Annotated in this window: 12 protein-coding genes; 6 read left to right on the top strand and 6 right to left on the bottom strand. The window is 62.0% G+C overall.

Going from position 1 to position 12,489, the window contains the following annotated elements; genetic code table 11:
* Positions 1-488, top strand: a 488-nt coding sequence (locus WBR57_RS17260) for an Lhr family helicase (RefSeq protein WP_424084949.1), incomplete at its 5' end; no start/stop codon positions are given.
* 105 nt (positions 489-593) lie between these two features.
* Here the strand turns inward: WBR57_RS17260 and WBR57_RS17255 are convergent.
* Positions 594-2,702, bottom strand: coding sequence for a mechanosensitive ion channel family protein (locus WBR57_RS17255; protein ID WP_424084947.1), 2,109 nt, complete (start codon positions 2,700-2,702; stop codon positions 594-596).
* A 199-nt stretch (positions 2,703-2,901) separates the two neighbouring features.
* On the opposite strand from WBR57_RS17255, the gene WBR57_RS17250 reads away from it, so the two are divergent.
* The 4 genes from WBR57_RS17250 to WBR57_RS17235 are packed head-to-tail and all read left to right on the top strand — an operon-like array spanning position 2,902 to position 6,806.
* Positions 2,902-3,828, top strand: coding sequence for a DUF72 domain-containing protein (locus tag WBR57_RS17250; protein WP_424084945.1), 927 nt, complete (start codon positions 2,902-2,904; stop codon positions 3,826-3,828).
* On the top strand, positions 3,825-4,601 hold the full coding sequence (locus tag WBR57_RS17245; protein WP_424084943.1) for an endonuclease/exonuclease/phosphatase family protein: 777 nt from the start codon (positions 3,825-3,827) through the stop codon (positions 4,599-4,601). The genes WBR57_RS17250 and WBR57_RS17245 overlap by 4 nt, the downstream gene beginning before the upstream one ends.
* On the top strand, positions 4,598-5,860 hold the full coding sequence (gene clsB, locus WBR57_RS17240) for a cardiolipin synthase ClsB (RefSeq protein ID WP_424084941.1): 1,263 nt from the start codon (positions 4,598-4,600) through the stop codon (positions 5,858-5,860). Before WBR57_RS17245 ends, clsB begins: the two co-directional genes overlap by 4 nt.
* Positions 5,850-6,806 (top strand): lysylphosphatidylglycerol synthase domain-containing protein, encoded by a 957-nt coding sequence (locus WBR57_RS17235; RefSeq protein WP_424084939.1) that lies wholly within the window; start codon positions 5,850-5,852, stop codon positions 6,804-6,806. The genes clsB and WBR57_RS17235 overlap by 11 nt, the downstream gene beginning before the upstream one ends.
* A gap of 110 nt (positions 6,807-6,916) precedes the next feature.
* On the opposite strand, the gene WBR57_RS17230 is transcribed toward WBR57_RS17235, so the two are convergent.
* Both WBR57_RS17230 and WBR57_RS17225 read right to left on the bottom strand, forming a co-directional pair.
* Entirely contained in the window at positions 6,917-7,672 is a 756-nt protein-coding gene (locus WBR57_RS17230) for an alpha/beta fold hydrolase (protein WP_122538739.1), read from the bottom strand.
* Positions 7,662-8,771 (bottom strand): DUF3182 family protein, encoded by a 1,110-nt coding sequence (locus tag WBR57_RS17225; protein ID WP_424084937.1) that lies wholly within the window; start codon positions 8,769-8,771, stop codon positions 7,662-7,664. The genes WBR57_RS17230 and WBR57_RS17225 overlap by 11 nt, the downstream gene beginning before the upstream one ends.
* A gap of 238 nt (positions 8,772-9,009) precedes the next feature.
* Here WBR57_RS17225 and WBR57_RS17220 point away from each other — a divergent pair, with 238 nt between their 5' ends.
* A complete protein-coding gene (locus tag WBR57_RS17220; protein ID WP_424084935.1) occupies positions 9,010-9,573 on the top strand; it encodes a cysteine hydrolase family protein in 564 nt (187 codons plus the stop codon).
* A gap of 15 nt (positions 9,574-9,588) precedes the next feature.
* On the opposite strand, the gene tam is transcribed toward WBR57_RS17220, so the two are convergent.
* The 3 genes from tam to WBR57_RS17205 form a co-directional block, all read right to left on the bottom strand.
* Positions 9,589-10,350 carry a trans-aconitate 2-methyltransferase gene (tam, locus tag WBR57_RS17215; RefSeq protein ID WP_424084933.1) on the bottom strand — a complete coding sequence of 254 codons (762 nt, stop codon included), beginning with the start codon at positions 10,348-10,350 and terminating at the stop codon, positions 9,589-9,591.
* A gap of 153 nt (positions 10,351-10,503) precedes the next feature.
* Positions 10,504-11,031 (bottom strand): single-stranded DNA-binding protein, encoded by a 528-nt coding sequence (locus tag WBR57_RS17210; protein ID WP_424084931.1) that lies wholly within the window; start codon positions 11,029-11,031, stop codon positions 10,504-10,506.
* A gap of 9 nt (positions 11,032-11,040) precedes the next feature.
* Complete coding sequence (locus tag WBR57_RS17205) at positions 11,041-12,435, bottom strand: MFS transporter (RefSeq protein ID WP_424084929.1); 1,395 nt, start codon at positions 12,433-12,435, stop codon at positions 11,041-11,043.
* Between the last annotated feature and the right edge of the window lie 54 nt (positions 12,436-12,489).

Here is a 12,489-nt window from a genome sequence, read left to right as displayed (position 1 = left end):
GGGCGCTGATCCGGCGCTCGCCCTCCGCCGCCGGCGCGCATTCGGCCGAGACCCTGGAACATGTGGCGATGACCCTGCTGCGCCGCTACGGCGTGGTGTTCTGGCGTTTGCTGGAGCGCGAGGCGGATTGGTTGCCGAGCTGGCGCGAATTGCTGCGCACGTTCCATCGGCTGGAAGCACGCGGTGAGATTCGCGGCGGGCGGTTTGTCAGTGGGTTGGCCGGGGAGCAGTTTGCCTTGCCGGAGGCGATCCCGTTGCTGCGCGAGGTGCGGCGCCGAGAACATGACGGCAGTTTGATTGCGGTGTGCGGGGCCGACCCGCTGAACCTGGTAGGCACCTTGCTGCCGGGGACGAAGGTGCCGGCAGTGAGTGGCAATCGGATTGTGTATCGCGATGGGCTGCCGGCGGCGGTAATGGTTGCGGGCAAGCAGCAGGTGTTGCTCGAGGTGGATCAGTCGGCGGTGCAGGAGAAGCTGATCAGGCATTGAGCTTGAGGGCCCCATCGGGGGCAAGCCCCCTCCCACATTTAAGCGTGTTCGCAGATCAAACTGTGGGAGGGGGGCTTGCTCCCGATGAGGCCAGAATAGCCAACATCATCGTTGAGGCCTGGGCTGCTCCGTCACCACCACCGACGCAGGCACCTCTTCATCCGGCTCATCCACTTGGGCTGTGCGCTTAGGCAACAACACCTGCTGTGGATAAGTTTGCGCGAAATGCACCTCGTCACAGTTATCCACAAGCTTTTTCAGCCGCTGGTTAAACGCGCGGCTCACCGCATATTGCCCGCCCGACACCGTGCGGAACTGCGCGGTCAGCACCACGCCGTTGAGGTCCATTTTGTCGACGCCGAACACCTCCAGCGGGCCTTGCAGGTTGTACTTGAGGAACACATCGTCGCGGATCGACTGCCCGGTTTCGCGGATCAACTCCACGGCCTTGTCCACATCGGTGTCGTAGGTGAACTGCACCGAGAAGAACGCGTAGGCGAACTGCCGCGACTGATTGGTGACCGCCTTGATCTGCCCGAACGGCACCGAGTGCACGAAACCCTTGCCGTCACGCAGGCGCAGCGTACGGATGGTCAGGCCCTCGACGGTGCCGGCGTGGCCGGAGTCGAGCACCACCCAGTCGCCGATCGACAGCGTGTCTTCGATGATGATGAACAGGCCGGTGATCACGTCCTGCACCAGTTGCTGCGAACCGAAACCAATCGCCAGGCCGACCACACCGGCACCCGCCAGCAACGGCGCGACGTTGATACCCAGGTTGGCCATGGTGGTAATCGCACAAATCACCACCAGGATGATTTTTATCGCATTACGCAGCAGCGGCAGGATGGTCTTGACCCGGGTGCTCGGCTGGCGGCTGGAACGCTTGTTGACCGGTGGTTTCAGCGCTTCCTGGATCGCCGTGTCGAGTACCACCCAGAACAGCCAGGTCATCAGCAGGATCAGGCCGATGCTGCTGAGGGAGTCGCTGATCGCCCGGCCCACCGAGTTGCGCTGGGCAAATTCGAACAACGAAACGCCCCAGATGCGCCCGAGGATTTCGATAAACGCGATCGCCATCGCAATGCGCAGAATCGCGTGCAACAGGCTGAGGAAGCGCTCCTTGTACGCACTGCTGCGCTGGATCGCCACCTGGCTCCGGGACTTGAACAGGTGTTGCAACACCGTGCTGAGAAACACCGTACCGATCAACAGGATGGTGGTGAACAGCGCGCAACGCAGGGCCTTCTGGTTGTCGTCGCCGGCGCCGATCAGATTGATCGCCGAGACCAGCACCATCAGCAGGATCGGCCAGTACCACAGCCCGGAAAACACCCGCAGCGATTGCTGCAGCGCCGGGTGTTTCAGGCGTTGGGCCAACGGCCGATTGCGGATCAGATGCGCCACCGGGCGGCGCAGGCGCACCACCAGCACACCAAAGATCACTGCCGCGAACAAACCGGTAAACACCGCGATGCTGCTGGTGATATTGCCGCCCAGCTGACGCGCGATCTGCGGGCTGGTCAGCGCATCGCTGAGGGCCGCGAGGAAGCCGATCAGGAACAGCGGCTTGGGGCAATAATCGCGAATAATCTGCACCGCCGGGCGCTTGTGGCCGACATTGAACATCACAATCACGCACAGCAGCATTGAGGTGGAAAAAATACCGCTGCTGGTGGCGTAGGCAAAACACAGCGCCAGCGCGCGGCCTATCGAAGTGGCTAAAAAGTGGCTGACGGAGAGGGTCAGCGGCAGGCAGATCAGCGCGGGAATCGTGTAGGGAATCACATACCCGAGCACCGCCAGCAGGCGTTTGCGCCGTTCGAAAAAGGCGCGCCGGCTCAAGCGCCCGACCAAAAAGCGCCCGAGCACTGTCAGCAGCGTAAACGCGCCGATCCACACCCCGGACAACAACAGAAAGTCGCCTGCAACGCTCCACGGCGAGCGTTGGGACGTCTGATCGACCAGGCGCCCGACTTCATCCGCCGCGCGGTCGGCACGCAGGCGCCATTCATCGACCAGGTTCTGGTTGAGGTCCAGCTTCTGTTGCACATCATCAATGCTGGAGCTGATGGCGCCGAGCAGTCCGCCTTCGACCAGCAGCTCGGGCTTGGCCGGCGCTTCGGGTTCAGGCGCGGTCGCCGCGGCTTGCAGTGCGCCGCTGCCGCAGAACAGCAGCGCGCCGAGCAGTAATGCAGTCTTTAGATTCGGCAAAACACCGGGCTCCTTCAACAGGGTGTGTAAGGAACTGACGGGTTTGAGCCTTGATCGTTCCCCTGTCTGGGCATCTTTGGCTTGCAGGCCCTGCCACATTTTGTCCGTGCACCGTCTGTAGGACCGTGGAAACTTTCCGACAAAAATCGCAGTCATTCCAACACGAAGGTCACTCGACCCACTATCCACGGGAGTCACCATGGCGGCGATTCATATCGGCATTTCCGGCTGGCGCTACACGCCCTGGCGGGGGGATTTCTACCCCCAGGGGCTGACCCAGAAACGCGAGTTGCAGTTTGCGTCACGTGCCGTCAACAGCATCGAAATCAACGGCTCGTTCTATGCGCTGCAAACCCCCAAGCGTTACGCCGAGTGGTACGCCGACACCCCTGACGATTTCATCTTCAGCGTCAAGGCGCCGCGCTATATCACGCACGTCCTGCGCCTGCGCGAAGTGCACAAGCCGATGGCAAATTTCTTCGCCTCCGGGGTGCTGGAGCTGAAGGAAAAACTTGGACCGATCCTTTGGCAGTTTCCGCCGAGTTTCAAGTTCGACCCGCCGCTGTTCGAAGCCTTCCTCGCGCAATTACCCTGCGACACCCAGCAGGCCGCCGCCCTCGCCCGCGAGCATGAGCCGCGCCTCAACGGCAAGGCGAGCCTGCAGGCCCATGGCAAGAAACCGCTGCGCCATGCCGTGGAGATTCGCCATAAAAGCTTCGCGGTGCCGGAGTTTGTGCAGATGCTGGATAAGCACGGTGTGGCCCTGGTGGTCGCCGACACTGCCGGCAAGTGGCCGTATCTGGAAGACGTCACGGCCAACTTCATGTACCTGCGTTTGCACGGCGACAAAAAACTTTACGCCAGCGGCTACACCGACGAAGCCATAGAGCGCTGGGGTGATCGCATCGAACGCTGGACTCACGGCAAGCAACCGGCGGACGCCCATCTGATCGACCCACAGCACAAACCCCGCGCACGCAAACAGCGCGACATATTTTGTTTTTTCGACAACGACATCAAAGTGCGCGCGCCCTTCGACGCGCGCCAGTTGCTGCAGCGTTTCGGACTGGACAAGCACCTTGCCACCCAGCCAGGCCACTTGCCGGAACCGGGGGTGCTGGCATGACCAACCCCGAATGGATCCCCACCGCGCCCACCACCGCCATCACGCGCTTCACCGTGCTGACGGTGAATATCCACAAGGGCTTCACCGCCCTGAACCGGCGTTTCATCCTGCCCGAGCTGCGCGAAGCGGTGCGCAGCGTGGGTGCCGACATGGTGTTTCTGCAGGAAATCCATGGCAACCACGAGCACCATCCCACGCGCTACAGCGACTGGCCGAACATGCCGCAATACGAGTTCCTCGCCGACAGCATCTGGCCGCAGTTCGCCTACGGGCGTAACGCGGTCTACCCCCATGGCGACCATGGCAACGCACTGATGTCGAAATTCCAGATCGTGCGCCACGACAACCTCGACATCTCGCAAAGCGGCCATGAAAACCGCGGCCTGCTGCACTGCGTGCTACGCCTGCCGGGCACCGGGCAAGAGGTGCATGCGATCTGCATTCACCTGGGCTTGCGCGAGGTGCATCGCCAGCAGCAGCTGCGTTTGCTGGAGCAACGCATCAGTGAGATTCCGGCCGATGCGCCGCTGGTGGTGGCCGGTGACTTCAATGACTGGCGCCAAAAGGCCGACCTCAGCCAAAGCGGGCTCAAGGAAGTGTTCGTCGACACCCTCGGCAAGCCTGCGCGGACCTTCCCGGCGCGCCTGCCGTTGCTGCCACTGGACCGCATTTATGTGCGCAACGTGAAAATTCATAACCCGCGGGTGCTGACTGCGCGCCCCTGGTCCCATCTATCAGACCACGCGCCGCTGTCGGTGGAGATCGAGCTATGAACGTCGCCGTAGAACACATCGCCACCGACCAACCGCCGGACGAAGCCAAGGCCCGTGACCTGGATTACGGCTGGCAGGGCGGCAATCAGATTGAGCTGCTGGAAAATGGCGAGGCCTACTTCCCCAAAGTCTTCGACGCCATGCGCGGCGCGCAGCGCGAGATCCTGCTGGAGACCTTTATCTTGTTCGAAGACAAGGTCGGCCATGAGCTGCAAGGCATCCTGATCGAGGCCGCGCAACGCGGGGTCAAGGTGGTGGTGAGCCTTGACGGTTTTGGCTGCGGCGAGCTGAGCCCGGGGTTTCTCGGCGAACTGGCCGAGGCCGGCGTGGCGGTGCAGATGTTCGACCCGGCGTCCAAGACCCTGGGCATTCGCACCAACTGGTTCCGCCGCCTGCACCGCAAGATCGTGGTGGTGGACGCCAGCGTGGGGTTTATCGGCGGGATCAATTTTTCGGCCGATCACCTCGGGGACTTCGGCCCCGAAGCCAAGCAGGATTACGCGGTGCAGATAATTGGCCCGGCGGTGGCCGACCTGCACCATTTTGCCCTCGCGCAAAGCGGTCGCCAGGTGCGCACGCGGCGTGGTTGGCGGCGGCGCCAGCAACGGCCTTCGTTGTGGACAAACGACAAAGGCGACGGTCTGGTACGCCTGATTTATCGCGACAATATCCAGCATCGCGACGATATCGAAGAGGCCTACATCCACGCGCTGAGCAAAGCGCAAAAACGCGCGGTGATCGCCAACGCTTACTTCTTCCCCGGCTATCGCTTGCTGCGCGAAATCAGGAATGCCGCGCGGCGTGGCGTGCACGTGCAGTTGATCATGCAGGGCCAGCCTGACGTACTGCTGGCCAAGCTGGCGGCGCGCATGCTCTACGACTATTTGCTCAAGGACGGCGTAGTGATCCACGAGTATTGCCAGCGCCCGCTGCACGGCAAAGTCGCGCTGGTGGATGACGACTGGAGCACGGTGGGTTCGAGCAACCTCGACCCGTTGAGCCTGTCGCTGAACCTGGAAGCGAATGTGTTGATCCGCGATCGCGCGTTCAATCAACAGCTGTACGAGCGCCTGGAAACCCTGGCCAACAATCACTGCCAGACCATGCCGGAAAACCGCAAGCCGCGCCTGTGGCTCTGGCGGCTGACCGTGGGTTTCCTGGTGTTCCATGTGATGCGCCACTTCCCTGCGCTGACGGGCTGGTTGCCGGCGCACAAGCCGCGGTTGAAACCTGTCGAGAGCCAGCCCCATGACCTCTGATAAAAAAGGCTCGCGGTTCAAGCGCTGGAAAAAACCGCTGACCATCCTGTTCTTTCTGGTGCTGATCGCGCTGTTCACTATGCTCGCCCGGCGCATCGACTGGAGCGAAGTGTTCGACACCTTGAGCGACTTCAAGGTGCGCACGCTGATCATCGCCAGCGGGCTGACGCTGTGCAGCTTTATCGTCTACGCCTGCTTCGACCTGATCGGCCGCACCTACATTCGTCAGCCCCTGGGCTGGAAGCAGATATTGCCGGTGGGGATTATCAGCTACGCGTTCAACCTCAACCTCAGCGCCTGGGTCGGCGGGATCGCCATGCGCTATCGGCTGTATTCACGGCTGGGGGTGAGCACTAGCAATATCGCAAAGATCCTCGGCCTGAGCCTGGCGACCAACTGGTTTGGCTACATGGCGTTGGCCGGCGTGGTGTTCAGCAGCGGGCTGGTGACGATGCCACCGGGCTGGAAGGTCAGCACCACGGCATTGCAGGGGATCGGCGCGCTGTTGGTGCTGGCGAGCCTGGGCTATCTGGCGGCCTGCCAGTTTTCGAAAAAGCGCGCGTGGTCGATTCGCGGGATTGAAATCAACCTGCCTTCGCTGCGCATGGCGTGTTTGCAACTGGCACTCGGCGCGCTGAACTGGTCGCTGATGGCGGCGGTGATTTTCACCCTGCTGCCGGCCAAGCTGGATTACCCGTTGGTGCTTGGCGTATTGCTGATCAGCGCGATTGCCGGGGTGGTCACACACATCCCGGCCGGGCTCGGCGTGCTGGAGGCAGTGTTTATCGCGCTGCTGCAACACGAGGCCTCGCGCGGCAGCCTGCTGGCCGGGCTGATCGCCTACCGCGCGATCTACTTCATCTTGCCGTTGCTGATCGCGCTGGTGATGTACCTCGGCGTGGAAGCCAAGGCCAAGGCATTGCGGGTGAAGAAAACGCCCGCCTGAAACGTGGGTGTTTGGTCAATTGCTATCGCGGGCAAGCGCGCTCCCACAGGGGCACGCCTTCCAAATGTGGGAGCGGGCTTGCCCGCGAAAGCGGCCGCAAGAACGCCGGCTTATTTCGACTGGATGATGCTCAAGCGCTCGCCCACCACCATCTCGGTGATCCAGTCCACCAGGATCGAGGTATAGGCCTGCTGGGACACCGGATCACTCAGGGAGTGGTCGGCGCCATCGATGATGCGATGGGTCAGGGAATGGGTCTGCTGGCACGCCGCGCGGTAACTCATGATGGTCGCGTGGGGCACATGGTCGTCGGTTTCCGATTCGACAATCAGCACATCGCCGGTAAACGCCGAGCAGGCATGCAGGGCTCGATTTGTTTCGGCGTGTACCAGCGTGCTGCGGTAGTCCATCAAATCGGCTTTATCCAGATCGCGCTTGGGCTTGAGCCATTCCTGGTCGCGATACAGCGCCGGCACGCGCAGCGCCAGCCAGCGCACCGGGCGTAACGAAGTCAGGATCGCCGCCAGGTAACCGCCATAGCTGGTGCCCACCACCGCCACCGCCGAGGTGTCGATGGCCGGGTGCGACAGCAGGCGGTCATAGGCGGCGAGCAAGTCGCGCAGGTTGTCTTCACGGGTGACGCGCGACAACGGGATACCGGTGCCGGCGTGCCCGCGCAGGTCAAAGGTCAGGCACACGCAGCCCAGGCCAGCGATGCCTTTGGCGCGTTCCAGGTCGCGCTCCTGGCTGCCGCCCCAGCCGTGTACAAACAACACGCCGGGTACTTTGGATTTGGGGCTGAGGAATGTGCCGCTCATCTGTTCGTCGTCGATATCGATCGCAATGCTTTCGCTTCTAGCCGTCATAAGATTTAACCGTCACATACTTGAGGAGAAAGTCGCTGTTTTCCGCCGGGCCGCGGTACACCTCAATGGCATCCGCCGGCAGCGCCTGGTCGACGTAGGTTTCCACCGAGGACACGTGGATCGCCTTCAGGCCCGGGTTGTTGATAAAGCTCTGCAGCGCCGCGACTTCCGCGCTGCTGGCCCCGCCCATGCGCCAGGACTGTTCGAGCACGCCACTGCGGCGTTGCCCGTCGGCGTCCAGGCCTTGGGCAATATCGTAATTGCGCCGTGAGGCGTAGAAGCCGGGGTAGGCTTCATCGGCGGCGGCGTCGAACACTTGGGCCTGCTCGATGGCTTGGCGCACGTCGTCAGGCAAGTCGAGTGCGAGCAAGTGCTCGTAGCCACCCGGCACCACGATCAGATCGGAACCACCGTACACCTCTTCGCCATGCCCATCCTGGGTCAAGTATTGCTCGCCGCAATAGCTGAGCACGTGGTCACCGATAAAGCTCTGGCCCACGCTGTGGGTAATCACGTCGTGCAGGTCCTGCTCAAGCACCACGCCATCATTGAACAGGTGCTCTGCGTCCGGGCGTGCCAGCAACGCATCGAATTCGTCGAGGCTGCGGATCACCTCCTGCCCGCGCCCGGCGCATGCATGCACGGGTTTCAAGCGGACCGGCCCGCTATACAGCAGGCGGGTGGCCGCTTCCCGCGCGTCCGTCAAGGCGAACACGCTGAGACCATCCAGCACGACCCCACGCACCCGCTCGCAGAACAACGGCGACCAGCCTTCCGGCGTGATCGCCTCAGGCCCCAATACGCCATGAGTGATGGCTTTGGTGCAGATGAAGTCGTGGTCGACATAGCCGCCCCACAGGTCTTGCGGACCTTTTATATTGAGCGCGCGCGCCTGGTCGGGGCCGACCAGGGTTTGCGTGGGCAGCAAGTACAGATCACGGCCGGCATGCTGTTTGGGATCATAGCCGCCACCGAACTTGAACCCCAGGATATGCGCCAGCCAGCGCGCCAAAGCGCGGTTGGTTTCGACTTCATGCTGCGGTGCGCCTTCCCTCGTGGAATAAGCCACCACCACTTTTTTGCGTTGAATCGGGGTCATGCGTCCCCCTTGGCCATCCAGCCCTGTGTGTAGCTAAAAGGTAGCAGGGATCAGGCCAAGGCGTTTTCGATAGGGATGTTTTTTAAATCAATCAGTTGCCGGAAAAGCGATAGCAGTTGGCCTGTTTGATTCTGCACGACACCGCTCTTATTGTGCGGCGTTCTGCACGATTGAGAGGTTCATCGGCGCCCGCGCCAGCTAAGATACAGACCCCAGCCCCCATCACGAGGCATCACGCATGGCCAAGCAAGCACTTATCCTGATCGATATACAGAACGACTACTTCCCCGAGGGCAAGTGGCCGCTCGACGGCGTGGAAGCCGCGGCGGACAAGGCTGCGCGAGTGCTTCAGGCTTTTCGTGCGGCAGGCGAAGCAGTGATTCATGTACGCCACGAATTCACCTCTGAGGATGCGCCGTTCTTTACCCCGGGTTCCGAGGGTGCCCATTTGCATCCTAAAGTGCTAAACGCGGGCAACGAGCCGGTAGTGCTCAAGCATTTTGTGAACGCCTTTCGCGAAACCAACCTACGCACGGTGCTGGAACAACGCAGCATCACCGAGGTGGTGGTGGTCGGCAGCATGAGCCATATGTGCATCGACGCAGTGGTGCGTGCCGCCGCGGACCTGGGCTACAAGGTCACGCTGCTGCATGACGCCTGCGCCACGCGGGACCTGGAATTCAATGGCAAGGTCATCCCGGCAGCGCAGGTGCACGACGCCTATATGGCGGCGCTGGCGTTTGGCTATGCGACGGTGGTGTCGACGGAGGACTACCTGCAAGCGCAGGCGGCGGCCGTCTGACCGCCACTGCCGGTATTAACGGGTTGCGATGATGAACAGTCGCGGGAATGGCAGTAACACCCTGCCGTCCGCCAATGCCGGGTAAGCCTGAGTAATCCGCGCCTGGTATTCCCGTAGGAAGGCGGCTTTCTCATCGTCGCTCAACGGCGCAAGAAACGGCCGCAATGCCGACGCCTTGAACCACTCCACCACCGCCGCATGATCGGCCAGCGGGTGCTGGTAGGTGGTGCGCCACACGTCCACAGCGCTGCAGTGCTTGCTGAGCAACTCATAGTAGTAGCTCGCGGTGTGCCGCTCATTGTGTTTGACCGCGCCGATCCTGGCAGACCATGGGCCCTCTGCGGCCACCTCGCGGGCCAGCCGGTGGGCAGGTTCGTCGAGGTTGTCCGGGGTTTGCACCGCCAGCGTGCCACCCGACGTCAGCTGGCGGACCAGGTGCGGGTAGAGCGTGGCGTGGTCGGGCAACCATTGCAGCGAAGCATTGGCCAGGATCACGTCGAATGTTTGCGCTGGCGCCCAGGCGCCGATATCCGCCAGTTCGAAGCTGAGCGCCGGCAGGCGTTTGCGCGCATCGGCCAACATATCCTCGGAGCTGTCCATGCCGGTGACCCGCGCCTGCGGGAAACGCTCGGCCAAGACCTGCGTCGAATTCCCAGGGCCGCAGCCCAGGTCAACGGCGGTGCGCACCTGGGTATCGGGAATGGCCGCCACCAGGTCGCGCACAGGGCGGGTACGCTGCTGTTCGAACATCGTGTACTGCTTGGCGGACCAGGTCATGCGGCATTCCTTCTGTTGAGGTTGGCCACAGCCTAAATCTTGTTAGGCATGAGGACAAATGCCCGAACGTTTCGACGGGCGCCTGATCACCGGCAATAAAAAACCCCCGAGGCGTTGGCCATCGGGGGTTTTGCTCGTTCCGGTGGTTAAACCTCAGAACGGGATATCGTCATCAAAGCTGTCGAAATCCGGAGCCGGCTGCGGAGCGGCCTGCTGTGGAGGCGGTGCCTGGCGCGACTGTTGTGGTGCCGACTGCTGCGGGCGCGGGGCCTGCTGGCGTGGAGCCGGAGCGGACTGCTGGTAGTTGTTGCCCCCACCTTGTTGGTCGCCCTGTTGTGGACGGCCGCCCAGCAGTTGCATGGTGCCTTGCATGTCGACCACGATTTCAGTGGTGTAACGCTTGATGCCGTCTTTTTCCCACTCGCGGGTCTGCAGCTTGCCTTCGATGTAGACCTGCGAACCTTTACGCAGGTATTCACCCGCGATCTCTGCCACCTTGCCGAACATCGACACACGGTGCCATTCAGTTTTCTCGACCTTCTGGCCGGTCTGCTTGTCGGTCCACTGTTCGCTGGTCGCCAGACTCAGATTGGTCACGGCGTTACCGTTAGGCAAGAAGCGAACTTCGGGATCCTGGCCGCATGTACCGACCAATATGACTTTGTTAACCCCACGGGCCATAACGTTCTCCTAGGCTGGGCGCGCTGTCGGCACTGGGTTGACCAGTTGCTCGAGCGTCGCGCGATCCAATAATTCGGTGTCCAATTTGATGTAGATGGCGGCTTCTTCAGCAATAACCACGGCATCCGTAACCCCGGCAACGGCCTTAAGGCGCTCAACCAGACCGGCTTCGCGGATCGCTTCTGGCGATAACGGCAAACGCAGGCTCGTCACATAGGGAGGTTCGCGCATGGTAACAGCAAAGGCTAGCCAGAGGGCAGCCAGACCTGCGCATCCCAGGAACACAACCGACAAACCGCCATGCTGGAACATCCAGCCGCCCATGATGCCGCCCAGTGCAGAACCGAGGAACTGGCTGGTGGAATACACCCCCATCGCCGTGCCCTTGCCGCCGGCCGGTGAAACCTTGCTGATCAGCGAAGGCAGCGAAGCCTCCAGCAGGTTGAACGCGGTGAAGAACACCACCGTGCCGATTACCAGCGCCCGCAGGCTGTCGCCGAACTCCCAGAAGAATAGCTCAGTGAGCATCAGCGTCGTGACGGCGCCGAGTAAAACTCGTTTCATTTTGCGTTTCTTCTCGCCGTAGATGATGAACGGGATCATGGCGAAGAACGAAACCAGCAGCGCGGTCAGGTAGACCCACCAGTGCTGCTCCTTGGGCAGGCCGGCTTTTTCGACCAGCGCCAGGGGCAGCGCGACGAAGCTGCACATCAGCATCGCGTGCAATACGAAGATACCTAAATCCAGGCGCAGCAGGTCCGGGTGCTTGAGTGTCGGCAACAAAGCCTTGCGCGCGACACCCGACTCGCGATGCTGCAGCGTGCCGGTGGAGCGCGGCACCATAAAGGCCACGATGACGATACCGAACAGTGCCATGCCACCTGTGGCCAGGAACAGCCCGTGCAGGCCAAAGGCGCGCGTCAGCAGCGGGCCCACGACCATCGCCACGGCGAACGACAGGCCAATGGTCATGCCGATCATGGCCATGGCCTTGGTGCGGTGCTGTTCGCGGGTCAGGTCCGACAACAATGCCATGACCGCGGCGGAAATCGCCCCGGCGCCTTGCAGGATGCGTCCGGCGATCACGCCCCAGATCGAATCGGACTGCGCGGCGAGCACGCTGCCGAGGGCGAAGACGATCAGCCCCAAGTAAATCACCGGGCGACGACCGATGCGGTCAGAAATGATCCCGAACGGAATCTGAAAAATCGCCTGGGTCAGGCCATAGGCGCCAATCGCCAGGCCGATCAATGCGGGGGTCGCGCCTGCGAGATCCATTCCATAGGTCGCCAGCACTGGCAACACCATGAACATGCCAAGCATACGGAAGGCGAACACCAGGGCCAGACCGCTTGCTGCTCGGGTCTCGCCGCTACTCATGCGTTCGCTGTGGGGATCGTGCATGGAAAAACCTCGTGTGAACCGGCGGCGATTCTACCAGTCCCATCGATTGAGAGG

This window comes from Pseudomonas sp. (assembly GCF_049590575.1).
Taxonomy (GTDB): Bacteria; Pseudomonadota; Gammaproteobacteria; order Pseudomonadales; family Pseudomonadaceae; genus Aquipseudomonas.
The sequence above is the reverse complement of the archived record's forward strand: the minus strand, read 5'-3'. Positions and strand labels throughout refer to the sequence as shown.